Origin of the sequence: Pseudomonas putida, from assembly GCF_005080685.1 — a bacterium.
Taxonomy (GTDB): domain Bacteria; phylum Pseudomonadota; class Gammaproteobacteria; order Pseudomonadales; family Pseudomonadaceae; genus Aquipseudomonas; species Aquipseudomonas putida_V.
Map to the genome: position 1 here is coordinate 1634544 of NZ_CP039371.1, position 24581 is coordinate 1659124.

27 protein-coding genes and 1 pseudogene are annotated in these 24581 nt (G+C 62.6%); 13 read left to right on the forward strand and 15 right to left on the reverse strand.

From position 1 onward, the window contains the following. Positions 1-55: 55 nt before the first annotated feature. Positions 56-898, reverse strand: coding sequence for a lipopolysaccharide kinase InaA family protein (locus E6B08_RS07780; protein WP_238349292.1), 843 nt, complete (start codon positions 896-898; stop codon positions 56-58). Positions 899-1313: 415 nt separating this feature from the next. Here E6B08_RS07780 and E6B08_RS07785 point away from each other — a divergent pair, with 415 nt between their 5' ends. Then, positions 1314-1967: a hypothetical protein gene (locus E6B08_RS07785; RefSeq protein WP_136913492.1), complete on the forward strand. Its 654-nt coding sequence runs from the start codon at positions 1314-1316 to the stop codon at positions 1965-1967. A gap of 95 nt (positions 1968-2062) precedes the next feature. On the opposite strand, the gene E6B08_RS07790 is transcribed toward E6B08_RS07785, so the two are convergent. From E6B08_RS07790 to E6B08_RS07805, 4 genes are all read right to left on the reverse strand, one after another. After that, positions 2063-2863, reverse strand: a complete 801-nt coding sequence (locus E6B08_RS07790) for a polysaccharide pyruvyl transferase family protein (protein ID WP_136913493.1) — start codon at positions 2861-2863, stop codon at positions 2063-2065. Positions 2864-3288: 425 nt separating this feature from the next. Further along, positions 3289-4290 (reverse strand): NADP-dependent oxidoreductase, encoded by a 1002-nt coding sequence (locus E6B08_RS07795; RefSeq protein ID WP_136913494.1) that lies wholly within the window; start codon positions 4288-4290, stop codon positions 3289-3291. A 143-nt stretch (positions 4291-4433) separates the two neighbouring features. Continuing rightward, positions 4434-4637: a cold-shock protein gene (locus E6B08_RS07800; RefSeq protein WP_136917349.1), complete on the reverse strand. Its 204-nt coding sequence runs from the start codon at positions 4635-4637 to the stop codon at positions 4434-4436. A 171-nt stretch (positions 4638-4808) separates the two neighbouring features. After that, on the reverse strand, positions 4809-5999 hold the full coding sequence (locus E6B08_RS07805; protein ID WP_136913495.1) for a benzoate/H(+) symporter BenE family transporter: 1191 nt from the start codon (positions 5997-5999) through the stop codon (positions 4809-4811). A gap of 143 nt (positions 6000-6142) precedes the next feature. On the opposite strand from E6B08_RS07805, the gene E6B08_RS07810 reads away from it, so the two are divergent. Continuing rightward, complete coding sequence (locus E6B08_RS07810; RefSeq protein WP_136913496.1) at positions 6143-6745, forward strand: glutathione S-transferase family protein; 603 nt, start codon at positions 6143-6145, stop codon at positions 6743-6745. Between the two features lie 107 nt (positions 6746-6852). Here the strand turns inward: E6B08_RS07810 and E6B08_RS07815 are convergent, their stop codons facing one another. The 5 genes from E6B08_RS07815 to E6B08_RS07835 form a co-directional block, all read right to left on the reverse strand. Beyond that, a complete protein-coding gene (locus E6B08_RS07815; RefSeq protein WP_136913497.1) occupies positions 6853-7224 on the reverse strand; it encodes a glutaredoxin in 372 nt (123 codons plus the stop codon). A 62-nt stretch (positions 7225-7286) separates the two neighbouring features. Next, a complete protein-coding gene (gene folE, locus E6B08_RS07820; RefSeq protein WP_136913498.1) occupies positions 7287-7832 on the reverse strand; it encodes a GTP cyclohydrolase I FolE in 546 nt (181 codons plus the stop codon). Between the two features lie 70 nt (positions 7833-7902). Next, entirely contained in the window at positions 7903-8463 is a 561-nt protein-coding gene (locus tag E6B08_RS07825) for a Smr/MutS family protein (protein ID WP_136913499.1), read from the reverse strand. 168 nt (positions 8464-8631) lie between these two features. Continuing rightward, positions 8632-8952 (reverse strand): hypothetical protein, encoded by a 321-nt coding sequence (locus E6B08_RS07830; RefSeq protein WP_136913500.1) that lies wholly within the window; start codon positions 8950-8952, stop codon positions 8632-8634. Between the two features lie 71 nt (positions 8953-9023). Continuing rightward, on the reverse strand, positions 9024-9614 hold the full coding sequence (locus E6B08_RS07835) for a cysteine hydrolase family protein (RefSeq protein ID WP_136913501.1): 591 nt from the start codon (positions 9612-9614) through the stop codon (positions 9024-9026). Positions 9615-9812: 198 nt separating this feature from the next. Between E6B08_RS07835 and prmB the strand changes: the two genes are divergently transcribed. After that, positions 9813-10721 carry a 50S ribosomal protein L3 N(5)-glutamine methyltransferase gene (gene prmB, locus E6B08_RS07840; protein WP_136913502.1) on the forward strand — a complete coding sequence of 303 codons (909 nt, stop codon included), beginning with the start codon at positions 9813-9815 and terminating at the stop codon, positions 10719-10721. Between the two features lie 112 nt (positions 10722-10833). On the opposite strand, the pseudogene E6B08_RS07845 reads toward prmB, so the two are convergent. Continuing rightward, positions 10834-11621 (reverse strand): annotated as a pseudogene (locus E6B08_RS07845) (hypothetical protein). Positions 11622-11813: 192 nt separating this feature from the next. After that, complete coding sequence (locus E6B08_RS07850) at positions 11814-12776, reverse strand: alpha/beta hydrolase (RefSeq protein ID WP_136913503.1); 963 nt, start codon at positions 12774-12776, stop codon at positions 11814-11816. A 419-nt stretch (positions 12777-13195) separates the two neighbouring features. On the opposite strand from E6B08_RS07850, the gene aroC reads away from it, so the two are divergent. The 3 genes from aroC to E6B08_RS07865 all read left to right on the forward strand — a co-directional run bounded on the left by aroC (position 13196) and on the right by E6B08_RS07865 (position 16107). After that, a complete protein-coding gene (gene aroC / locus E6B08_RS07855; RefSeq protein WP_136913504.1) occupies positions 13196-14287 on the forward strand; it encodes a chorismate synthase in 1092 nt (363 codons plus the stop codon). A 129-nt stretch (positions 14288-14416) separates the two neighbouring features. Beyond that, positions 14417-15571, forward strand: coding sequence for an MFS transporter (locus E6B08_RS07860; protein WP_136913505.1), 1155 nt, complete (start codon positions 14417-14419; stop codon positions 15569-15571). Further along, complete coding sequence (locus tag E6B08_RS07865) at positions 15571-16107, forward strand: oxidase (RefSeq protein WP_136913506.1); 537 nt, start codon at positions 15571-15573, stop codon at positions 16105-16107. Before E6B08_RS07860 ends, E6B08_RS07865 begins: the two co-directional genes overlap by 1 nt. 101 nt (positions 16108-16208) lie before the next feature. Here the strand turns inward: E6B08_RS07865 and E6B08_RS07870 are convergent, their stop codons facing one another. After that, positions 16209-16481: a DUF3509 domain-containing protein gene (locus E6B08_RS07870; protein WP_027596016.1), complete on the reverse strand. Its 273-nt coding sequence runs from the start codon at positions 16479-16481 to the stop codon at positions 16209-16211. A 258-nt stretch (positions 16482-16739) separates the two neighbouring features. Between E6B08_RS07870 and E6B08_RS07880 the strand changes: the two genes are divergently transcribed. Beyond that, positions 16740-17264 carry an ankyrin repeat domain-containing protein gene (locus E6B08_RS07880; RefSeq protein ID WP_136913508.1) on the forward strand — a complete coding sequence of 175 codons (525 nt, stop codon included), beginning with the start codon at positions 16740-16742 and terminating at the stop codon, positions 17262-17264. A 59-nt stretch (positions 17265-17323) separates the two neighbouring features. Further along, a complete protein-coding gene (locus E6B08_RS07885) occupies positions 17324-17854 on the forward strand; it encodes a hypothetical protein (RefSeq protein WP_136913509.1) in 531 nt (176 codons plus the stop codon). Between the two features lie 124 nt (positions 17855-17978). On the opposite strand, the gene E6B08_RS07890 is transcribed toward E6B08_RS07885, so the two are convergent. Continuing rightward, complete coding sequence (locus E6B08_RS07890) at positions 17979-18929, reverse strand: ZIP family metal transporter (protein ID WP_136913510.1); 951 nt, start codon at positions 18927-18929, stop codon at positions 17979-17981. Between the two features lie 123 nt (positions 18930-19052). Here E6B08_RS07890 and E6B08_RS07895 point away from each other — a divergent pair, with 123 nt between their 5' ends. The 4 genes from E6B08_RS07895 (at position 19053) to E6B08_RS07910 (ending at position 22340) form a co-directional block, all read left to right on the forward strand. After that, positions 19053-19244: a PLDc N-terminal domain-containing protein gene (locus E6B08_RS07895; RefSeq protein WP_133330873.1), complete on the forward strand. Its 192-nt coding sequence runs from the start codon at positions 19053-19055 to the stop codon at positions 19242-19244. A gap of 165 nt (positions 19245-19409) precedes the next feature. Continuing rightward, positions 19410-21467 (forward strand): LTA synthase family protein, encoded by a 2058-nt coding sequence (locus tag E6B08_RS07900; RefSeq protein ID WP_136913511.1) that lies wholly within the window; start codon positions 19410-19412, stop codon positions 21465-21467. A 117-nt stretch (positions 21468-21584) separates the two neighbouring features. After that, positions 21585-21821 (forward strand): hypothetical protein, encoded by a 237-nt coding sequence (locus tag E6B08_RS07905; protein ID WP_136913512.1) that lies wholly within the window; start codon positions 21585-21587, stop codon positions 21819-21821. A gap of 186 nt (positions 21822-22007) precedes the next feature. Then, the gene (locus tag E6B08_RS07910; protein WP_136913513.1) at positions 22008-22340 is read left to right on the forward strand and encodes a ribonuclease E inhibitor RraB; all 333 of its coding nucleotides are present in this window, start codon (positions 22008-22010) and stop codon (positions 22338-22340) included. Between the two features lie 117 nt (positions 22341-22457). Here the strand turns inward: E6B08_RS07910 and E6B08_RS07915 are convergent, their stop codons facing one another. After that, positions 22458-23258 (reverse strand): c-type cytochrome, encoded by an 801-nt coding sequence (locus E6B08_RS07915; RefSeq protein WP_136913514.1) that lies wholly within the window; start codon positions 23256-23258, stop codon positions 22458-22460. Positions 23259-23786: 528 nt separating this feature from the next. Between E6B08_RS07915 and E6B08_RS07920 the strand changes: the two genes are divergently transcribed. Continuing rightward, the gene (locus E6B08_RS07920; protein ID WP_136913515.1) at positions 23787-24524 is read left to right on the forward strand and encodes an amidotransferase; all 738 of its coding nucleotides are present in this window, start codon (positions 23787-23789) and stop codon (positions 24522-24524) included. Positions 24525-24581 lie beyond the last annotated feature (57 nt).

Below are 24581 nucleotides of genomic sequence, written 5' to 3' on the forward strand. Positions count from 1 at the left end.
AGCAAGTGGTTTCAGGTTCGGAAAAGTCTTACGGGTAGGCCTGCGGTTTTTAGCGTTATCCGTGAGTGTTCAGGCCCCCGCGCGTAAAAATCTCGCGTCGCTCCAAACGGCCAATATCCTCATGCTTGGCTATCTCATAGACCCAATCGAAATGGCTACGCTCCACCTCAGGAAAGTACTTGGCAAGTGCGCATTCCACAGCAGCATCGTAATCAGCTTCAGTAATGTACCGATAGATCTCCCGACGATAGAAAAAGCCGCACTGGAACCCCAGTGTTTCATTCAGATAGTGGGTCGGCTCAGAAAAGCTGTTTTCAAGATCGATGGCTTGAGCCCTGCCTTTCTCGGGAAGCATCACATTGGCGGCCCACAGATCCATATGGGTGATGCCCTGGCCGTGCAAGGCATACAGCAATTCGAAGGTGGATTCGATGACGTGATGCACGGTCTGAGGGTTTTCTCGCACCTTCGTCAGCCCGTCCACGTGATTGGCCAGTAACTCGGTGATGAGGAACACATCCTGGATCAGGCCGAGTTTCGAGCGCCGGTAGCCGAAGCCTTTGAGCTTGGGGACCGGTGCTCCGCGCAGGGCAGCCTCGCGGGTATTGATAAGCTCTTCAAGCGACCAGTCATACATCCCGTTACGCTTTGGGTTGCCACGTTGCACCCGCCATTTCTTTCTCAGCGAATCAAGCTTCTCGCGTTTGGTGAACAGCTTGCTCACAGCGCAATCCAGGGGAGCGCTGACACGTTTGGCCGTTGGCTTCTGCTCGATCAGATACTCGAAAGCCTCACGAGTGTGTGGCTCGATCGGAGATTGGAAATGCAGCGTGGTGTCGCGGTGCTGCAGGGTGTGCGGGTATTCGTCATGCCAGAACTGTGTACTACCTACCACCACGTATCGTCCCTGTAGTGTCAAATGGCCATTTAAGCAAGGCGGATGGTACGGCTTTTCACATATTTTTCACAAGCGGTCAAAGGTGGGCCGGTTGGGTTGCAGCACGTATCTGCTGGGTTGCCAGGTCTATTCAGCACGGCTTGGCGAGAAACGACGCGCTTGCTGTGCACCATCGCGTCTTTCCCGCTTCGGAGTTCGATGTCACGCGACGTTACACATGGACGGGCTCGATGCCGGTGACGGAGCGGTGCAGTGATGGCAAAATGCACCTCATTTTGGGCTCCCTTGGGGATGAAGGCGGGCCTGATTTAGGAGTTAGCAGTGAATGTCACAGGCAAGCGCCGCTAGTCGAGTAGCTTACGATTAAGCCTATTTCTGCAGTTGCTATTGTTGGATGGTAGTAAGAGAGAAGATTTTGTCTAAAGTAAGATTTGAGGTTGATTCGGTTCACTGCATTTCACTTGCTAGCAGAGAAGACCGCCGCAAGTTATTTACCGACAATGTTGCCGCACTGATTGAGAATGATGTGTTCTTTCACATTGTGGATAAGAACAGTGATCCAAAGCGTGGATGCTACGAGTCTCATCAGCAGCTCGCCCAGTTCGCATTAGACAATGGCTTGAGCAGTATCTTGATTTTTGAAGATGACGTGATGCCCTATGAGATAAAGGCGCTACGCGTTCGTTGGATCAATCGGTTCTTGCGCACGCGCAAGTTCGAAGCGCTGCACTTGGGGTATTCGATGGGCCGGACCTGGTTGACGTGGTTCCCGTTCATCGCGCGCGGAAGAGTAGTCGCACTGCATGCTTACGTGCTTTCCCGTGAGGGCTGCAAGATTCTGGCTGAGACACCTTATGACGGCACCCCGGTGGACGTCATGTTCAAGCATAGGATCAAGCAGCATTGCGTCTTCCCCATGATGTTTCGGCAATACGCCGGTTCCGTCACGAGTAGTGATCTTGAGCAAGTGGTGTGCAATGAAGATGCATGGTGGGAGCGTAACTGGCAAAAACATATACGCTCTCCGCTGAAAAACTTCTGGCGTACGATTTTTCGCTTGGGTTTCTGAGGCGTGATGCCTGTTTAGCTAGGAGAGATAAAAGGCGCTTTGACCGCGGTGATGATCCATATCACCGGCTTACTTCTTTAGAACCTGCGTAGGTCTTAGAGGGCCGGGAAGGCTTTGACCAAAGCCTGTTTCATGTCATCGAGACCTGGCCGCTCATATTGCTGCAGTGCTTCCTCGATCGACTTCGACGGATTGAGGAGCAGTTCCTCGGTGGTCAGAGGGGCCGGATCCTGAAGCCCAAAGCTACTGTAGTAATCCTGGAACTTGTACTCCCAGCCAGCGCAGCGGCCCGTGGTCACCCATTGGTTTGGTACACCGTACGAATCCGCAACGATCAACCCGTGCAAGCTGGTCGACAGCACGAAGTCGCAGGAGGCAATTTCGCTCAAGACTTCCTTGACCGGGGAGAACACGTCGATCACCTTCGCGCCTGGAATCTGACTGAGTAGTTCACTCACAACTGTGCTGTCCCGATGACGAATATGGGGAATGACGCCAACACGTATGCGCTTGGTTTGCGGTTTGTTCACCAGTGAAGAAGCCAGCAGTCCTGGGTCGCCCAGTACAGGCTTGGCTTTCGCGCCCTTGATCTGATCCAGGCACTTCTGGCCGCGGACGGCATGGAAGTAGTGACGGCTAGAGAACTCGTCTTTTGGGTCGCCGGAACCAGTGCCCCAGATATGCAGCTTGCGCGGTAAGCCCCAGCTTTTTGCCTTCTTCTCGCGGTTCAGAACGCTGCCGATGGCAATCATGTCGGCACGGCGGATGGAGGCGTGCTGGACCTTCCGGCCCGAGACGAATTCGACAACGTCTGCGGACAGGTAATCACCGAAGTTTTGTTGGGCAGCATTATCGCGGCCGCTGCCACGGCACCAGAAAAGTCTGATTGGCTTCATTGTTGTGATTTCCTTCAGAGGGGCGGCGCACTAGGCGCTTCGTTGCGGTGGAATCTCGTACGGCGGCTCGGCTTCCGCATTGAGAGCGGGGAGCGAATTCAGTTGATGTCAATGAGCCGTTAGCAGGGGCTAGGGCGTGCATCTTACTGATTATTGGGAGGAAAGTAAGTAGCCGCAGGTCACTTGTCGGTGAGGATACTACTTTGGCAATATTTCAGAGATTGGAACTTGAGCTGGTGGATTAGTGCGCTAGGCAATTTGCGCTGTCTGGCACGGGCTGTACGCCCGTGTTCGCGGGTGAACCCGCTCCTACAGGATTCGGCGGCGTGTTTTCCGCATGATGATCCTGCAGGGGCGAGGTTTTCGGGGCTTTAGATCTGGGGCTGCTGCGCAGCCCTTCGCGGCGCAAGGCCGCTCCCACACGGTTAGACCTTCAGCACCAACTTGCCAAAATTCTCCCCACTAAACAGCTTCAACAACGTCTCCGGGAACGTTTCAAGCCCCTCCACCACATCCTCCCGGCTCTTCACCTGCCCACTCGCCAACCACCCAGCCATCTCCTGCGCCGCCTTCCCATACTCCTTGGCATGGTCCATCACCACAAACCCTTCCATCCTTGCCCGATTCACCAGCAACGCCAGATAGTTAGCCGGCCCTTTCACCGCTTCCTTGTTGTTGTACTGACTGATCGCCCCGCAAATCACGATCCGCGCCTTGAAGTTAATCCGCGTCAGCACCGCATCCAGGATCTCGCCGCCCACGTTGTCGAAATACACGTCCACCCCCTTGGGGCATTCACGCTTCAACCCGGCCAGCACATCCTCGGCCTTGTAATCGATCACCCCATCGAAGCCCAGCTCCTCCTTGAGGTACTGGCACTTCTCGGCGCCGCCAGCAATGCCCACCACATGGCAGCCCTTGATCTTGGCGATCTGCCCGACAATGCTGCCCACGGCACCGGCTGCACCGGAAATCACCACAGTTTCACCGGCCTTGGGCTGGCCGACTTCCAGCAGCGCGAAGTACGCGGTCATGCCGGTCATGCCCAGGGCCGATAGGTAGCGGGGCAGGGGGGCGAGCTTGGGATCGATCTTGTACAGGCCCTGGGGGGCGCCGGTGAAGTAGTCCTGCACGCCCAGCGGGCCGTTCACGTGGTCGCCTGGCTTGAAGTCCGGGTGCTTGGAGGCGACGACTTCGCCTACGCCCAGTGCGCGCATTACCTCGCCCAGGCCTACCGGCGGGATGTAGGACTTGCCTTCGTTCATCCAGCCGCGCATGGCCGGGTCCAGCGACAGGTACAGGTTGCGAACCTGGACCTGGCCTTCGGCAGGCTCGGCGACGGGGACGTTTTCGAAGGTGAAGTCGTCGCGGCGCACGGCACCGACGGGGCGTTTGCTGAGCAGGAAGCGGCGGTTGGTCTGGGTCATGGGGCGTCCTCGAGAAGGGCTGACAAGGGAAACATCGACAATCTACCTTGTTGATGCTCGTCGGTGCCTAATATCACCGACAAGCATGCTAGCCCAACTGTGGACCTGATGATGCTCGAGCGCTTGCGGTATTCAGATAGACCTCATACAGGCCTCACATTTTCCGCCTGAGGACCTTTCGGGCCTTGGGTTACTTCGTATTCGACCGCTTGGTTCTCCACCAACGCCTTGTAACCTGTTCCCATGATCGCTGAAAAATGCACGAACACATCGGCACTTCCATCGTCTGGCGAAATGAATCCAAAGCCTTTCTCAGCGTTGAACCACTTCACTTTACCTTGAGCCATCGTTTTCACCCTTGGATCAATAAGCGCCTTGATACGTACCACCCAAAGCCCCCGGCGCTGGCGAGGGATCTGCAGACCAAGTCTGATCAATCGCGCTGCAGGACGAAACTGGCAGTTTTACCAGGTAGCCGATGTACGTCTTGAGGTTTGCAGCGCAAAGCCGCTGCCCCCTCACCCCCGCCGCGGATTCAAAATCATCAACGTCAAAACCCCCGCAACAATCCCCCAGAACGCCGACCCAATCGAAAACAAGGTCAACCCCGAAGCCGTCACCATGAAGGTGATCAACGCCGCCTCCCGTTCCCGTGCCTCGCTCATGGCCACGCTCAACCCGTTCATGATCGAGCCGAACAACGCCAATGCCGCGATCGACAGCACCAATTCCTTCGGCAGCGCGGCGAACAAAGCGGCCAAGGTAGCGCCGAACGTGCCGGCAATGCCGTAGAAAATCCCACACCACACCGCCGCCGTATAACGTTTGGCCGGGTCTTCATGGGCGTGCGGGCCGGTGCAGATCGCCGCGCTGATCGCCGCCAGGTTGACCCCATGCGCGCCGAACGGCGCCAGCAGCAGCGACGCAAGGCCGGTGGTGGAGATCAATGGCGAGGCCGGCACCTGGTAACCATCGGCCCGCAGCACCGCCACCCCCGGCATGTTCTGCGAGGTCATCGCCACCACGAACAGCGGAATGCCGATGCTGATGGTCGCCGCCAGCGAGAAGCTCGGCGTCGTCCATACAGGTTTCGCCACTTCCAGGTGGAAATGGCTGAAATCGAGCAGGCCCAAGGCTCCCGACAGCGCCGTGCCCACCAGCAGCGCTGCCAGCACGCAGTAGCGCGGCGACAGGCGCTTGACCAGCAGGTAGCTGAAGAACATGCCCAGTACCAGCAGCGTGCGATGCTGGGCGGCGACGAAGATCTCGCTGCCGATCTTGAACAGGATGCCAGCCAGCAACGCCGAGGCCAGCGAGGCCGGGATGCGCTTGACCAGGCGCTCGAAACTGCCGGTCACGCCGCAGATCAGCACCAGCACCGCACAGGTGATGTACGCACCGATCGCCTCGCCATAGCTGACGCCGCCCAGGCTGGTGATCAGCAGCGCCGCGCCGGGGGTCGACCAGGCGACGGTCACGGGGGTGCGGTAGCGCAGCGACAGGCCGATGCTGCACACCGCCATGCCGATCGACAGCGCCCAGATCCACGATGAGATCTGCGCGCTGGTCAGGCCTGCAGCCTGGCCGGCCTGGAACATCAGCACCAGTGAGCTGGTGTAACCGGTGAGCATGGCGATGAAGCCGGCAACCACCGCCGACGGGGAGCTGTCTGCCAGGGGCCGCAGGCGAGCGGAGGTGGCATCGGTCATGAAGAAAATCCTTGTAGAGGTGTAAGCAGTTTTTTCAGCCTAACGCGGCGGCGCGGGATTTTTGCCATACAGCAGGTATTGCTTTTGGCCGTACAGTTGCCACTATTGGGCGAATACCATGCAACTGCGCGAGGGGAGGGGCGATGTACAAGGTTTATGGGGATTACCAGTCGGGCAACTGCTACAAGGTCAAGCTGATGCTCGCTTTGCTGGGCCAGCCCTACCAGTGGCAGCCGGTGGACATACTCAAGGGCGAGACCGAAACGCCGGAATTCCTGGCCATGAACCCCAATGGCAAGGTGCCGGTGCTGCAGCTCGAGGATGGCTCGTACCTGTGGGAGTCCAACGCCATTCTCAACTACCTGGCCGATGGCAGCGAGTTCCTGCCCAACGAACCGCGCCTGCGTACGCAGGTGTTGCAGTGGCAGTTCTTCGAGCAGTACAGCCACGAGCCGTACATTGCCGTGGCGCGGTTCATCCAGTTCTACCTGGGGTTGCCGGATGAGCGCGTCGAGGAGTACCGCAAGCTGCACAAGGGCGGGTACAAGGCGCTGAAGGTGATGGAGCGGCAGCTGCAGATGACGCCGTACCTGGTGGGGGACCAGTATTCGATTGCCGATGTGGCGTTGTATGCCTACACCCATGTGGCGCATCAGGGTGGGTTCGATCTGGCGGATTACCCGGCGGTGCAGGCTTGGTTGGCCAGGGTGGCCAGCCATCCTCGGCATGTGCCGATGGTGGATTGAGGCATTGCTGGCCCCTTCGCGGGTAAACCCGCTCCTACAGGGACGACGCTAGATCTTGTAGGAGCGGGTTTACCCGCGAAAGGGCCAGCCCAGGCGCCAGCTTGCTATCAGGCCGCCGCAAACCGCTTGTCCAGATACGCAATGATGTCCTTGGACTCATACATCCAGGTCACCTGGCCTTCCTCTTCGATCCGCAAGCAAGGCACCTTCACCCGCCCACCACCTTCCAGCAGGGCCTGGCGGTGCACCGGGTCGTTCTTGGCATCCCGCAGCCCGACCGGCACGTTCAGCCGGTGCAGGGTTCGGCGGGTCTTCACGCAGAACGGGCAGGCATGGAACTGGTACAGCGCCAGGCCCTTGGCCGCCTGGTCGACACGCGCCTGGGCCGCGGCATCACGCTTGCGCTTGGCCGGGCGGCTGATCCAGTCGCCGAACACGATGAGTTGGCCGAGGCCAACCCGCAGGGCTTTGACGATCATGGCAACATACTCCTGAAATGAAAAAGCCGACCCCAGGGGGCCGGCTTGGGATCACGCGCCGATCACTTGATCAGGCCGAGGAATTCCATGCGCGTGGCAGCGTTGTCACGGAATTCGCCGAGCATCACCGAAGTGAGCATGGTCGAATTCTGCTTCTCGACACCGCGCATCATCATGCACATGTGCTTGGCTTCGATGACCACCGCCACGCCAGCGGCGCCGGTGACCTGCTGCACGGCCTCGGCGATCTGGCGGCTGAGGTTTTCCTGGATCTGCAGGCGGCGGGCGAACATGTCGACGATCCGCGCGACCTTGGACAGGCCCAGCACCTTGCCCTTGGGCAGGTAGGCCACGTGGGCCTTGCCGATGAACGGCAGCATGTGGTGCTCGCACATCGAGTAGAGCTCGATGTCCCGGACCAGCACCATCTCGCTGTTATCGGAGGTGAACAGCGCGCCGTTGGTGACTTCTTCCAGCGTCTGCTCGTAACCGCGGCAAAGGTACTTCATTGCCTTTGCAGCCCGCTTGGGCGTGTCGAGCAGGCCCTCACGGGAGACGTCCTCGCCAATCTGGCTAAGGATCTCGGTGTAGTTCTGTTCCAGGGACATTGATCTACCTGTGGGAAAAATCGCAAATAAGGAAGGGTACGGCGGCAACGGCGGCGCTGCAAGCGCGGCGTTACTCGTCGCGGCCTTCCATCATGGTTCGCTTGAGCATCACATAGACCGCGCCGGTGCCGCCGTGGCGGGCCTGGCACGAGGTAAACCCTAGCACTTGCGGGTGTTGGCGCAGCCAGGTGTTGACGTGGCTCTTGATCATCGGCCGCTTGCCGTCCAGGCGTGCGGCCTTGCCGTGGGTCACGCGCACGCAGCGTACTTCGAGCTTGGTCGCCTCGGCAATGAACGCCCACAAGGTCTCCCGGGCCTTTTCCACGCTCATGCCGTGCAGGTCGAGGCTGCCCTCGAACGGAATCTGCCCGAGCTTGAGCTTGCGCAACTGGGTTTCCTGCACGCCGTCACGGCGCCACATCAACTCATCCTCGGCGCCCACGTCGATCACGAACTGGTCGGACAGGCCGTCGATCACCAGCGTCTGGTCGCTGCGCACCGTCGCTGCCTGGCGCAGGCCGGCGAGCTGCTTGCGGTCGGCCTTGGCCTTGCCGACATCGGCGCGGTCGTGCTTGATCGGCTTGACGCCGCGCACTTCGGCGTGGAATAGGGAAAAGTCGTCGTCTTGCATGATGCCTCCGCTAGGGCGGAGTAGTTTACGCGAATGGCCTTGTGGCGTCAGTACCGGCCTATTCGCGGGCAAGCCCGCTCCTACAGGGGCACCGCCGAGTTCGAAACCTATGCCGTACCTGTGGGAGCGGGCTTGCCCGCGAATAGGCCGGCACTGACGCAGCAAAAATCAATCATGCTTCTTCATCAAATGCGGCGACAGGTTCAGCTCGCGCCCACGGCGCAGGCGGATGCGGCTCCGGCGCCAGAAGCGCACGCCCAGGTACAGCAACAGCAAGCCTACCGCGGCCACGATCGCGGCCATCGGTCGGTTGGCATTGAGGTCGGCCAGGGCTTCGTAGTTGCCCAGCAGGCCGGACACGCCGGCCATGGCCAGCAGTACGCCCAGTGTTGCCAGCAGGGCGGACAGGCCGGCGGCCAGGCGGGCGCCCCAGTTGCGCGGTTCGCGCGGGCGCAGGCGCTTGGCGTCGAAACTGCCTTTGATCTTCATTCCGATTTCCTCTCTGGACATCAGGAATATGACCTGCCGCCGGCCCTTGGGTTCCGCCCTGGCCTGTGTGCTCAGATCAGGCTGGCGGTAGGGGCGACGCAGGCGAAGTTGTCGGCCATCACGGCCATTTCACACTGGTGGATCTGTGCGGCAGGGATCACCGTGTCCTTGAGTGCCAGGTCGCGGGTTGCCGAGGCGTCTTCCACCAGGGTACAGCGATAACCATAGTCCTTGGCGCGGCGCACGGTGGTGCTGACACTGGAGTGGCTCATGAAGCCACAGACGATCAGGTCCAGGTGGCCGAGCGCCTGCAGGGTTTCGTGCAGTTGGGTGTTCTTGAAGGCGTTGGGCATGCGCTTTTCGATGACATGCTCGCCATCGCGCGGCTCCAGGCCGGGAATGAACTGGCCTGCCGGGCCCTGCGGATCGAAGCGCCCGCCTACCGTGCCGAGGTGGCGGACATGGATGATCGGGCGGCCCGCCTTGCGGGCGGCTTCGAGCAACCGGGCGATGTTGGCCACGGCCTCGTCCATGCCCGACAGTTGCAGAGGACCGCTCAGGTACTCTTTCTGCGCATCGATGATGATCAGGCTGGCTTGGCTCAGCTTGGCCGGCGGATAGTCGCGGCCAGTGAGGCGGAACATCGTGGTTGGAACGGACATCAAGGGCTCCTTGGAAGGGCTTTTGTAGCGCTATTGTCCCCTGCCTTGGCGCCAATGGGAATGGTTGACATCGAAACCGCCGTCATTACTGGCCTGTGGCTACCCGGCGAGGAATGCCGAGGAACATTTGTGGTGGTTGGGCTGTTAGACTTTTGTACGGTCTGAATCAGACGGTCTGAATTAAGTTAGGAGTACCCCGTGATCACATCCCGTCTGCGCACGCTGCGCGACCATATCCGCTGGGCGGTCAGCCGCTTCCATGAGCACGAGCTGTTCTTCGGCCATGGCGCCGACAATGCCTGGGACGAAGCCCGCCTGCTGGTGCTGGGCGCGGTGCACCTGCCGTGGGAGGTGGCCGACAGCTACCTGGACTGCGCGCTCGAGGACGACGAGCGGGTACGCTTGCAGCACCTGCTCAAGCGCCGTATCGAAGAACGCGTGCCCACCGCCTACTTGCTCGGTGAGGCGTGGTTCTGCGGCATGTCGTTCGTGGTCGACGAGCGCGTGCTGGTGCCGCGCTCGCCCATCGGCGAGCTGATCGAGAAGCGCTTCGAGCCGTGGCTGGCGAACGAGCCGGCGCGGATTCTCGACCTGTGCACGGGCTCGGGCTGCATCGGCATCGTCGCTGCGGATGTGTTCCCCGAGGCCGAGGTGGTGCTGGCCGACCTGTCGTTCGAGGCCCTCGAAGTGGCCAACCAGAACATCGAGCGCCATGGCCTGGAAGAGCGCGTGTACACCGTCCAGGGCGATGGTTTTGCCGGCCTGCCCGGGCAGCGTTTCGACCTGATCCTGTCGAATCCGCCGTATGTCGATGCCGAGGACTTCGGTGACATGCCGGCCGAGTACCACCACGAGCCCGAACTGGGCCTGGCCTGTGGCAACGATGGCCTGGACCTGGTGCGGCGGATGCTCGCCGAGGCGGCCGACCACTTGACCGAGAAGGGCTTGATGATCGTCGAGGTGGGCAACAGCCAGGTGCACGTCGAGGCGCTGTACCCCGAGGTGGACTTTGCCTGGCTGGAGTTCGAGCGCGGCGGGCATGGGGTGTTCATGCTGACCGCCGAGCAGTGCCGCCAGCACCAGGAGTTGTTCAAGGCACGGGTCTGATTGCGGCTGTCAGGGCCCTATCGCCGGCAAGCCGGCTCCTACCGGGGATCGCCATCGTTGCAAATGGCGCCGTTGTAGGAGCCGGCTCGCCGGCGATGAGGCCCTAGCAGGCCTACCGCAACGCCACCCAGACGAACAATCCGACCTGGAACAAGACGAACGCGATCAGGCAGGTGATGGTAAACCGCAGGCCGGTATCCTCCCGCTGATACTTGGCCACCCGTTCGTCCCGCTCGCGCAGTTGCCCCTCTTTTTCCATCAGTTGCTGGTCCGCTTGCTGCAGCATGTTCGCCGCATCGAGCATGTCCACCCGCTGCACCTTCTCGCTGTTCCAGCCGCCCTTGAGCTGGCCTACCGTGGCCTCGACCGTGCGCCCCTTGAGGTGCTGCGGGTCGGCGTACTCCACCTCGATGCCGGTCGCCCGCAGGAACTGATCGCGGCGCAGGCGCGAGTCTTCGTTCAGCGCGTCCTTGCTCGGCAGTGCCATGCCTTCGACCTGGTAATGCGGCCAGCGGCGCTGCAGCCATTGCACGGCTTGCGCCAGCATGAAGCGGCCCAGGCCGCGGTTGAGCGGCTCCAGCTGCAGGCCGTTGTCGCTGCCGATACGGACCAGGTGCTCCTGATGATCGACGCGCACGTCCAGCTGGTTCTGCTCCTTGCGGGTTTTCTGCCCTGGCAAGCGGACTTCCATACGCAGCAAGCTATGGGATTTGTCGTTGCGCTCGGCATAGCCGAACTGCACGAAGCGCAGCGGGCGGGCGCCGCTGTTGCGGTCGGTGGGCAGGGGGCCAGGCGCAGTAGCTGGAAGTGTTCGGCGGTCAGGTCGTCCCAGGGCAGCGGGGCGCTGTCCGGGGTTTGCGGCTCTTCGGCCGGCTCTACGACGGCGGGGGCTTCGGTCATCAGGGCGTTTCCTCAGATACGGGCGGGCGCCGACAGGGGCTGCGGTGCAGCCCATTCGCGGGGCAAGCCCACTCCCACAGGACAGGTAGTGCATTGCGCCTGTGGGAGCGGGCTTGCCCCGCGAATGGGCCGCAAGCGGCCCCAATCACCGCCGATACCTGCCTTATCGGCAGCCTTGACTGAAGTTTGAGCTCAAGTTGCCGGTAGGCCGTGAATGAACCCGACCACCCGCTCACCCAATTCCCGCGCCAGCGGCAGCTCCGGATTGAGGTAGCTGTCGCGCTGCTGGCTCATGTCCTTGGGGCTGATACGCAGCATGTGGTTCATGCCATCGATCAATACCAACTGCGCATCGGGCTTGGCGGCCTTCAAGCGTTCGGCATCGGCCACGTCCACCTGCACGTCGTTGCGCCCCTGCACGATCAGCGCTGGCATGGGCAGGCGGGCGAAGGCCTGCGCCGGGTTCTGCCGGAACAACGAGATCAGGTAGGGCTGCACGCTGGGGCGGAACACCTGGCGCAGCGGTGCCGGCACATCCAGGCTGGTCTGTCCGGCTTGCAGGCGGTCGAGCAGGGCGCTGCCCTTGGCCAGTTGCGCCGGTGGCAGGCGTCCGGCCAGTTGCTTGCGCACCACCTCGGCCATCGGCCGGCCGCTGCCAGCCAGGGTGATCACCGCGCTGGCACCGGCTTGTTCGGCCGCAAGGCTGGCGATCAACGCGCCTTCGCTGTGGCCGATCAGGATCAGCGGGCCAAAGCGTGGGTCGGCCTTGAGCTTGCGGCTCCAGGCCACCACGTCGGCGACATAGCGCTCCACGCTCAGGTCGCGCTCATCGGGTGTGGCCGGCTGGCTGGCCGCCACGCCGCGTTTGTCGTAGCGCACGCTGGCGATGTGCGCGTCGGCCAGCAACAGGGCCAGGCGTTTGAGATTGTCGACCCGCCCGGCGCCTGGGTTGTTGCCATCGCGGTCGGTGGGGCCGGACCCGGCGATGATCAGCACCACCGGTGGCGGCGTCGCCTGTTGCGGCAACAGCAGGCTGCCATGCAGCACGCCCTGGCCGGTATCCAGGTCGATGGGGCGGTGCAGCACGGTGGGGGAGGCGGCCTGGGCCAGGCCGGTGCAAAGCAGGAGGAAGAAGGCGACGAGGCGCGACATCATCGGGGACTACATGGGGAGATGAGCGTTTGACAGGGGGATTGGGGGAAGGTTCTTAGGATTGACTGGAGATGTAAGGGGGTGGCGGATATCGAGCGCCGCCCGTTCGCTTGGGATTTGCAGTGCCGCACAAATCGAGCGCCGCCCGCGCGGCGCATCGCGACGCAAGGCCGCTCCCACATTTGTTTCGGGCCAATTATGTCTGGTAGGCCATGGTTGTCAGCCTGGTGGGCCGGCGCGATATTTGTGGTGCCCCCAAAGGCGGACAACCATGGCCTGACAGACAGTGGTACGTTGCAACAAATGTGGGAGCGGCCTTGCGTCGCGATGCGCCGCGCGGGCGGCGCTCGATATCCGCAGCGCTGCAAATCCCCCGCCTTGCAGCGTATACTGCCGCTTTCGTTCAGACTCGCGGAGCGTCCATGTCCGGCAATACCTACGGCAAGCTGTTCACTGTCACCACCGCTGGCGAAAGCCATGGCCCGGCGTTGGTCGCCATTGTCGATGGGTGCCCGCCGGGCCTCGAGCTGTCCCTGGCCGACCTGCAGCATGACCTCGACCGCCGCAAGCCGGGTACCAGCCGCCACACCACCCAGCGCCAGGAGCCCGACGAGGTCGAGATCCTCTCCGGGGTATTCGAAGGCCGAACCACGGGCTGCTCGATCGGCCTGCTGATCCGCAACACCGACCAGAAGTCCAAGGACTACTCCGCGATCAAGGACCTGTTCCGCCCGGCCCATGCCGACTACACCTACCACCACAAGTACGGCATCCGCGACTACCGCGGCGGCGGTCGCAGCTCGGCCCGCGAAACCGCCATGCGCGTGGCCGCTGGCGCCATCGCCAAGAAGTACCTGGCCACCCAGGGCATCCGCGTGCGCGGCTACATGAGCCAGCTCGGCCCGATCGAAATCCCCTTCAAGACCTGGGATTCGGTCGAGCAGAACGCTTTCTTCAGCCCCGACCCGGACAAGGTACCGGAGCTCGAGGCCTACATGGACCAACTGCGTCGTGACCAGGATTCGGTAGGGGCGAAGATCACCGTGGTTGCCGAAGGCGTGATGCCGGGCCTCGGCGAGCCGATCTTCGACCGCCTCGACGCCGAGCTCGCCCATGCGCTGATGAGCATCAACGCGGTCAAGGGCGTGGAAATCGGCGCCGGCTTCGCCAGCGTCGCCCAGCGCGGCACCGAGCACCGTGACGAGCTGACCCCGGAAGGTTTCCTCAGCAACAACGCCGGCGGCATCCTCGGCGGTATCTCATCGGGCCAGCCGATCGTCGCCCACCTGGCGCTCAAGCCGACCTCCAGCATCACCACCCCGGGTCGTTCGATCGATGTCGACGGCAACCCGGTGGATGTCATCACCAAGGGCCGTCACGACCCTTGCGTGGGCATCCGTGCCACGCCGATCGCCGAGGCGATGATGGCCATCGCGCTGATGGACCACCTGCTGCGCCACCGTGCGCAGAATGCCGATGTGAAGGTGTCGACCCCGGTGCTGGGGCAGCTCTGATTCGTCTGATGCCCATGTTTGCTTATGCCGGCCTATTCGCGGGTAAACCCGCTCCTACAGGATCTCCACTGCCCCTGTAGGAGCGGGTTTACCCGCGAAGAGGCCAACATCCCTACCGGCCCAATTCCCATGCCCCCGATCCCCTACTGGCGCCTGTCCAGCTTCTACCTCTTCTACTTCGCCCTGCTCGGTTCCACCGCGCCGTTCCTGGCCCTGTACTTCGACCACCTGGGCTTCTCTCCGGCGCGCATCGGCGAGCTGGTGGCCATCCCCATGCTGATGCGCTGCATCGCCCCCAACCTGTGGGGCTGGCTGGGCGATCGCAGTGGCCAGCGGCTGTTGATCGTGCGCCTGGGCGCGCTGTCGACCCTGGCCTCGTTCTCGCTGATCTTCCTTGGCAAGAGCTACGCCTGGCTGGCGCTGGTGATGGCCTTGCACGCGTTCTTCTGGCATGCCGTGCTGCCACAGTTTGAAGTCATCACCCTGGCCCACCTGCACGGCCAGACCTCGCGCTACAGCCAGGTACGCCTGTGGGGCTCGATCGGTTTCATCCTCACCGTGGTCGGCCTGGGCCGTCTGTTCGAATGGCTGAGCCTGGACATCTACCCGGTGGCCATTCTGGTGATCATGGCCGGTATCGTCGCCGCCAGCCTGTGGGTGCCCAACGCCCAGCCCCCGGAGCAGGGTGAGCGCACCCCGGCCGGTGGCTTCCTGCGCCAGCTGCTGGCGCCCGGGGTGCTCGCCTTCTACGCCTGCGTGGCGCTGATGCAGCTCAGCCACGGCCCGTACTACACCTTCCTCACCCTGCACCTCGAGCACCTGGGCTACAGCCGGGGCGAAATCGGCTTGTTGTGGGCGCTGGGCGTGGTGGCCGAAGTGCTCATGTTCATGCTGATGAGCCGCGTGTTCGCGCGCTTTTCGGTACAGCGGGTGCTGTTGCTGAGCTTCTTGCTGGCCGCGCTGCGCTGGCTGCTGCTCGGCAACCTGGCGGACGAGCCGGCTGTACTGGTGTTCGCCCAGGTCCTGCACGCCGCCACCTTTGGCTGCTTCCACGCCGCCTCCATCGCCTTCGTCCAGGCAAGTTTCGGCGCCCGCCAGCAAGGCCAGGGCCAGGCGTTGTACGCGGCGTTGTCGGGTACCGGCGGCGCATTGGGCGCGCTGTATTCGGGCTACAGCTGGAACCTGCTGGGCCCGGCCTTCACCTTTGGTATGGCCAGCGCCGCAGCCTTGGCTGCAGCCGTTATCATTGCCTTCCGTTCGCCATCGACCAGGACAAGCCCCTGATGAGCATCCTCTGCGTTTTCCACCCTGCAAGCCCAGCCTCGCCGCACAAGGTGCTGACCCATCACGACGACATCGCCGCGACCCTGGCCGAGCATGGCGTCGGCTTTGCCCATGGCCCGCTGGAGCTGCGCGTGCGGCCGGGCGGCAGTGCCGAAGATGCCCTGGCCGCCTGCCGTGAATACCTGGATCAGTTGATGACGGCGCACGGTAGCCGCGCGTTCCAGCTGGTCAACCGTGACGCAGCGGACCCGGCGCAGGTAGATCTGCGCAACGAGCATGAGCATGGCGCCGAGGAAGTGTTCGCGGTGGTCGGCGGGCGGGCCCAGGTCGGGCTGCGCTTGGGCGAGCAGGTGTTCGCGGTGCTCTGCGAGAAGGGCGATCGGCTGGTGGTCCCGGCTGGGACGCGGCGCTGGGTGGAGCTGGGGGATAATCCGTTTTGCCTGGCGTTGCGGGTGTTTGCCGATGAGCAGGGGGCGCAGGCGGTGTTTACCGGGGATACGAGCGCAAGGGAATTTCTGGGGATCGACGAGCTCTAACGCCTGTGCCGGCCCTTTCGCGGCGCAAGCCCGCTCCTACAGGATCTGCGCAAATCCTGTAGGAGCGGGCTTGTCCCGCGAAAGCGCCGGTGCAGACAACCTCAACGGTAAGTAGGCAGCGCAAACCGCTGCTGGCTCTGCAGCATCGAGATCACTGGCAGCTCACTGGCCTGCTCAGCCAGGTCACGGCGAATCGCGCTGATCGCCCAGGACAGTTGCTCGGCACTGTGCAGTTGCCCATAAGTCAGTACGCGGCGGGTCACCTTGCCATCGGCGGCGCGCAGGGTCAGCAGCACACCACCATCGGGGCGGGGCTGGGTGGCTACCTGATAGGCGGAGAACACCGAGACGAATTTTTCCTGGATGAGGTCCATATCAACTCCTGACTGAATGTGTTTGCAGACGTGAGTTGATATTTGCAGCGACCGTGCCAGAACCAGGTAATCGATAAAAGCCTTTAAAATCAGTATCTTGCGATATTTTTTCAGAATGCCTTTCGTGCAGCCTGCAAGGTCGTGCATTTTTGCACAGTGCAATTTGCACGAAGCTATCGCCCCGATAGATTCTGAACCTTTGACCCGTCGCGCTTGCCTGACGAACACTTGGGCAATCTTTCAGGCCAGGAGGTTCAGATGTCCGCACAACAAACGCCCACCCAGATGAGCCAGGACGAAGCGGCGGCGTTCGCCGAGCAGGTATTCGAGCGTGCCCGCCAGGGCGATGCCGAGATGCTCGAGCGTCTGCTGGCCAGCGGTCTGCCGGCTAACCTGCGCAACCACAAGGGCGACACCCTGCTGATGCTCGCCAGCTACCACGGCCACCACGCTGCGGTGCGGGTGCTGCTGGCCCATGGCGCCGACCCGCTGATTGCCAACGACAATGGCCAACTGCCGATTGCCGGGGCGGCGTTCAAGGGCGACCTGACAATGATCAAGCTGCTGCTCGAGCACGGCGTGCCGGTGGATGCCGCTGCGCAGGACGGGCGTACCGCGTTGATGCTGGCGGCAATGTTCAACCGGGGCGAGATCCTCGAGTACCTGCTGGCCCAGGGTGCCAACCCGGCGCACCAGGATGCCCGCGGCGCCACTGCGCTGATGGCAGCCCAGACCATGGGCGCGGTGGAGGCGGCGGCACGTCTGCAAGCGCTGGCCGGCTAACCGTCCGGGGGCGTTTGCGGCTATCCTTGGCGACTTTTCACCCGTCGCAGGCCCCCTTCATGAAAAACCAGTTGCTCGAATTCATCAGCCTCATCGGCGCCGGCTGCATGCGCGAGCAAGACATCGAGCGCATCGCCGACGAGGCCGCCCAGGCCTACGCCGACCCTGCCGCTTTCCTGGCCGCCAATCCGGACATCAACTACGACGACAGCTTCCCGATCCCGCTGGGGGAGTGGGTCGTGCTCGGCAGCCTGCCGGACACCGTGGTGTTCCAGGCCGACAGCTATCAGGACCTGTTCCAGCAGATCAGCGACTCGTTCGACCAGAGCGTGCCGTTCACCCTCAAGCCCAAGCAGCTTGCCCGCACCGAAGCTCTGACTGCGCTCAACCGCATCCAGGTGCAGATGGGCGCGCTGAACAAGGAAGCGGGGGGCTATGTGCTGCTCAATTTCAGCCAGTTGCTCGATGATGAGCTGCAGATGGTGATGGTTGGCCAGCAGGACCTGGCGCGGGTGCTGGAGCTGGGGGCCGAGGTGGGGATCAAGGTGGAGCCGGCGCTGGAGGCGTTGAAGGTCGCGGTGCACGTCTGATATCTACGCTGGCCTCTTCGCGGGACAAGCCCGCTCCCACAGGGACCGCACCGAATTCGAAATTGGGGTAATCCTGTAGGAGCGGGCTTGCCCGCGAAGAGGCCAGCCCAGGCGATGCAGACCCTCAGCCCAACGCAGTATCCAGAAACATCATCACCGCAAACCCACCCATCAACCCCAGGGTAGCCGACGTCTGGTGCCCGTTGCGGTGGGTTTCCGGAATCACCTCGTGCGACACCACGAAAATCATCGCCCCCGCCGCAAGCCCCATGCTCACCGGATAGGCGAGGGCGAAGCCGGTCGAAATCCCCAGCCCGATCACCGCACCCAGCGGCTCCATCAAGCCCGAACCGACCGCCACCAACGCCGCCTTCAAGTTGGACAGCCCCGTCGCTCGCAGGGCCATGGCCACTGCCAGGCCTTCTGGAATGTCCTGGATGGCGATGGCGCTGGTCAGCGGCAGGCCAATGTTCATGTCGCCATTGGTGAAGCTCACGCCGATGGCCATGCCTTCAGGCAGATTGTGCAAGGTGATCGCCAGCACGAACAACCATACCCGGCTGATCCGGTCCGAATGCGGCCCGCAGGCACCGACGGTTTCGTGCTCGTGCGGGGTGAAGCGGTCCAGGCCCAGCATCAGCAGCACGCCAAGGCCCATGCCCAGGACCACGGTGAAGGCCGCAGCCGGCCCGTTGCCAGTGATTTCCCGGGCTGCGTCGAGCCCTGGCAGAATCAGCGAGAACGAGCTGGCGGCGAGCATCATCCCCGCAGCGAAGCCGAGCATCACGTCCTGGCTGCGTGCGCTGACGTCGCGCAGCACCACCGCCAACAGCGCGCCCAGGGCCGTGGCGGCAAAGCCGGAAAGCCCGCCGAGCGCCGCCAGGTGCAGGTTGTGCGAATGCTCGCCATTCAACGCATTCCACACGCTGATCGCCAGCAGAGCCAGCACCACCAGCAGCGTCACGCCCAGGCCGGCACTGACCCAGGGTGAATCCAAGGCCTGTTGGCGCCAGGCCTGCAGCAGGTTGCCGGACGGGTTGCCGGGCTGGGCGGATTGGGTATTGGCTGGGGGCATGGGCACCTCTTCACTGGTCTTTGTAGCAGTCTATTCACTGACCGACCGAAACGGCCAAGGATTCCCTTCTATTGCCCCGATAGGGCTATGCTGTGCAGCAACCACTTGCAAGGGAGCAGGCCCATGGGGTCCACATTCAACGGTTTGGTCGGGCTGATCATCCTGGCCCTGGATATCTGGGCCATCCTCAATGTGATCAAGAGCCCCCGCGAGATTGGCGTCAAGGTCCTGTGGATCCTGCTGATCGCCTTGTTGCCGGTGATCGGCCTGGTGATCTGGGCCATTGCCGGGCCGCGGGGCGATGTGCGGATCTGAACCGGCAGGCACTGGTCGGCAGTGAGAGGTGCGGTCCAGACAAAGTCCGAAACAGCCCAGTGACAAAATTTTCACATTGTTTTAAACAGAATCCCCGCCGCACAATGCTGCGTTGGTCTTAACCCGCACCTCTTCGCAAACCGCAATCCTAGGATCCCTCCATTCATGGCTAACACGGATGCCCTGAAGCAACAGGGCGCGCGAGCCTTCTACGCGCCTACCCTGAAGTCCCACCTGGCCTATACGCTGCTCAGCGGGCTGGTGATCATGCTCATGCTCAGCCTCGTGCGTCTGGCACTGCTGGTCTACAACAGCGACATGATCGGTGACACCCCCTATTCGACCGTCGCCGAGGGTTTCCTCAATGGCCTGCGTTTCGACCTGCGGGTGGTGGTGTACCTGAGCATCCCGCTGCTGCTGGCCATCCTGAGCCCCTGGGCCATGGCCCGTCGAGGTTTCTTCCGCTTCTGGCTGACCCTGTCCGCCAGCATCGTGATGTTCCTCGGCCTGATGGAGATGGACTTCTACCGCGAGTTCCACCAGCGCCTGAACGGCCTGGTCTTCCAGTACATCAAGGAAGACCCCAAGACCGTGCTGAGCATGCTCTGGTACGGCTTCCCGGTAGTGCGCTACCTGCTGGCGTGGCTGTTCGGTACCTGGCTGCTGAGCCTGTTGTTCAAGGGCATCGACCGCCTGACCCGCAGCGACCGTGTGGTCGCGCCGACCGCCTGGTACAACCGCCTGGCGGTGTTCATGGTGATCTTGCTGGTGGCCGTGGTGGCGGCGCGCGGTACCCTGCGCCAGGGCCCGCCGATGCGCTGGGGCGACGCCTTCACCACCGACTCGAACTTCGTCAACCAGCTGGGCCTGAACGGCACCCTGACCTTGATCGACGCCGCCAAGAGCCGCTTCGGCGAAGACCGCGCCAACATCTGGAAGCCGGTACTCGACCAGGAAGTGGCCCAGCAGAGCGTGCGTGACCTGCTGTTGACCCCGCACGACACGCTGGTCGATGCCGACGAAGCCGCCGTGCGCCGCGACTTCCTGCCGCCGGCCGACCGCACCCTGCCGGTCAAGAACGTCGTGGTGATCCTCATGGAGAGCTTCGCCGGTCACTCGGTCGGTGCCCTGGGCAGCCCGAACAACATCACCCCGTACTTCGACAAGCTGGCCAAGGAGGGGCTGTTGTTCGACCGCTTCTTCTCCAACGGTACCCATACCCACCAGGGCATGTTCGCCACCATGGCCTGCTTCCCCAACCTGCCAGGTTTCGAATACCTGATGCAGACGCCAGAAGGTGGCCACAAGCTCTCCGGCCTGCCGGCCCTGCTCAGCGCTCGTGACTACGACGACGTCTACGTCTACAACGGCGACTTCGCCTGGGACAACCAGTCCGGATTCTTCGGCAACCAGGGCATGACCACCTTCATCGGCCGCAACGACTTCGTCGACCCGGTGTTCTCCGACCCGACCTGGGGCGTGTCCGACCAGGACATGTTCGACCGCGGCGCCGAGGAGCTGGCCAAGCACGACGGCAAGAAGCCGATCTACGCGCTGCTGCAGACCCTGTCCAACCACACCCCGTATGCGTTGCCCAAGGACCTGCCGGTCGAGAAGGTCACAGGCCAAGGCCGCCTGGACGAGCACCTGACCGCCATGCGCTACTCCGACTGGGCGTTGGGCCAGTTCTTCGAGAAGGCGCGCAAGGAGCCGTACTTCAAGGACACCCTGTTCGTGATCGTTGGCGACCACGGCTTCGGCAACCACGACCAGGTCACCGAACTCGACCTGGGCCGTTTCAACGTACCGCTGCTGCTGATCGCCCCAGGCATCCAGGAAAAGTTCGGTGCCGTCGACCACACCGTGGGCACCCAGGTCGACATCGTGCCGACCATCATGGGTCGCCTCGGTGGCCAGACCCGCCATCAGTGCTGGGGCCGCGACCTGCTCAACCTGCCCGCAGGCGATCAGGGCGTAGGCATGATCAAGCCGTCCGGTAGCGAGCAGATCGTTGGCCTGGTGCAGGGTGATCGCATCCTCATCGAGTCCAAGGACATGAGCCCGCGTCTGTACCGCTACCAGCTGGGCAGCCAGTTCAAGGCCGAGCTGATCGAAAGCCCGGACCAGCCCGAAATGCTGAAAAAGCTCGAAGCGTTCATCCAGACCGCCACCAAGAGCCTGCTGGACAACACCGCCGGTGTGGTCCACGGTACGCCGAAGTAGGGCAGACGGGGGCCGCCTGGCGGCCCCCCACGCCACGACTGAACGAACGCCATTGCTTCAAGGTCAAGGTATACAGGCATCACACACTGGTGTTTCTTGACTGAGAGGGCTCGTTCAATGAAAGCGTGGGAAGTCATCTTTGCCGACCAGAAAGGCGAACCGACGTCGCTGCTGTTGCGGGCCGATGAGCGCCCCAGCGAAGAAGATGCGGCGCGGGCCATTCGTTCGCACCTGTTCCCGGTCATGGATGAGTTGGACCTCAACGATTTCCAGGACCGCAGCACATCCCCCACGGCGCGCTGGCTCAAGGAACAGAGCGGCGTGACCATCACCCGTATCCAGGAAGCATCCTGAGCGACGTAGTGGCGTAGTGGCGTAGCGCCCTCGCAGGCACTACGCTGGTTGAAGGTAATGGTCTACTTTGCGGGCCGTACCGTTCCGATTCGCGTCTTGCATCAGCTCGATCAACTCCACCTGCTGGCCTCGCCGGGGGTGCGCAGTGCACGGAAAGTCTATCCATCGCTTGTAGGAGGACGATTCATGAGCAGCCAGAACGACGATATCAGCAGCAATGTCCTGCGCCAGATGAAAGCTGGCGGTTTCGACTTCACCCGCATCCATCCCATCGAGTTCTACGCCGTATTCCCCGACGAAGCCGGGGCGCGGCGGGCGGCGAGGCAGTTTCGCGGCGAGTCGCTCAATGCCCAGGTACGCGAGCTCGATGACGGCGCTTGGCACCTCGAACTGAGCAAGGTCATGTATGCCACCTACGGTGGTATCGGGGATTTCGAGGAAACCTTCGAACAGGTCGTATCGCCCTATGGCGGTGAGGTCGAAGGGTGGGGCGTCAAGCATGAGCGGCCGATTGCCTGAACCTTCTGCGGTGGCTTCTTCGCGGGGCAAGCCCGCTCCCACAGGTACTCACCCCATTCAAGGACTGTGAGGGCCCTGTGGGAGCGGGCTTGCCCCGCGAAGAGGCCGCCGCAAACTTCAGGGCCTACGCTTGGCCATATGCCCCAGATAGGCCAGCAACGCATCCAGCTCCTGATCGCTCAACACACCTTCGGCAAACCCCGGCATCCTCGCCTGTGGCCACTGGCGCAAACTTTGCGGATCACGAATGTACTGGCGCAGATACCCCGGCTGGAAATACTCGGTCGGGTTGTGCGGCACGTTCAAGTCCGGCCCGAACTGCGCGTCCCCCGCACCATTGAGCCGGTGGCACACCAGGCAATTTTGCTGGAACAGGGCAAAGCCCTGGCGCACCGCATCGTTGGCCGGCAGGGCAGGGTCCGGTAGCAGTGCGGGAAAGCGTTGCTCCACAGGCGCCAGGCGGCGAATCGTGGCGATCTGGAAGGGCCATTGCTCGGGCCTGATGGCGCCCGCCTGCGGGTTGCTCCATACCAGGTAGAACGGCCCGGCGCCGGGCTTGCCAGGCGCCAGCGCAGGCCAGGGGTGGGCGGGGTCTTCGACAGCCAGCCACGCCTGCGCGGGGCCTTTTTGCAGCAGTGGCCCGGCCGGCATCTCGGCAGCAAAGCCATCCAGTGCCACGGCCTGCAGATGGTCGCCGGCGTTCACGCCATCGAGCAACGCTGCCAGCGGCACGGCTCGATACTGCATCGGCCGTTTGTACGACACGTCCTGATCGACGTTGATGTCCTTGGCCTGGGCATGGACCAACAGCGCTTCACTGCTCCAGGTGCGCGACGTATCGCCCAGTTCCAGGTGCAATTGCGCGGCATGCAGAGGTAGGCTCAGCAGCAGGGCCAGGAGGGCTAGGCAGTGGCGCATGGCAAGACTCCAACCATAGAGGTCGGCAGGTTACCTGCGCACTGCGAACAAGGCCACAGCGTCGATCATCCGAACAGGCGTGTGAGGTTCGGCAGGATCAGCAGCAGCGTGGTGGCGAACAGAATGAGCCCAGCTTGGCGAACTTTCGATTGTCTGAACATGGCGGACCGCCTTCTTGTTGTTATTCCTGAATACCCGGGGGCTTCCTTGTCGTGCTTCGGGTCGATCGCGGTGGCGTAACGCTAACGCCTGGGCCGCTTGCCTCTTGTAAGTGGATATACAACCAACAGTAGGGTGAACATCATCCCTGTTTCAGAACCCTTTGTACTAAGCAGCAACTGCCCTAATATTTCGTGGCTATGAGGCCAATGGCCATCTAGCTGTCATGCTCCGGCTAGACAGTTGCAGCCATGCTTGCGTCACCCCGACAAAATGTGACCGTTCGTCAGTGCGGCCTACTTGCTTGTACGTGTCTTTCGCGTCAGTCTCTACAACAGTTTTCCACACATGTCGTCCAGGACTATCCCTATGTCGTTACGCATCTGCATCCTTGAAACCGATGTCCTGCGACCGGAACTGACCGCGCAGTATCAGGGCTACGGAAGGATGTTCGAGCAGCTGTTTTCGCGTCAGCCGATCGCAGCGCAGTTTTTCGTCTACAACGTGATGAACGGGGACTACCCCCCGGACGATGAATCCTACGATGCTTACCTTGTGACGGGCAGCAAGGCCGATTCGTTCGGTAGCGATCCCTGGATCCAGACCCTCAAGGCCTACCTGCTCAAGCTCTACGAGCGCGGCGAGAAGTTGCTGGGCGTGTGTTTCGGCCACCAGCTGCTGGCGCTGACCCTCGGCGGCAAGGCCGAGCGCGCCGAGCAGGGCTGGGGTGTGGGCATCCACCGCTACTCACTGGCCGCCCATGCGCCGTGGATGGACCCGGAAGTGTCCGAGCTGACCCTGCTCATCAGCCACCAGGATCAGGTCACCGAGCTGCCGGAAGGCGCCACGGTCATCGCCTCCAGCGATTTCTGCCCGAACGCCGCGTACCACATCCGCGACCAGGTGCTGTGCTTCCAGGGCCACCCGGAGTTCGTCCACGACTATTCCCGGGCACTGCTCGATGCGCGTCAGCAGTACCTGGGCGACGAGGTGTACCACAAGGCCATCGCCAGCCTGGCCACCGAGCACCAGGGCGACCTGGTCGGCGAGTGGATGCTGCGCTTCATCCAGCACCCGATCAGCAAGGCCAACGACAGCGCCGCTTAATGGCCGGGGGCTGCTTCGCAGCCCACCCATCGCGGCGACAGGGATCGCGCGATCATC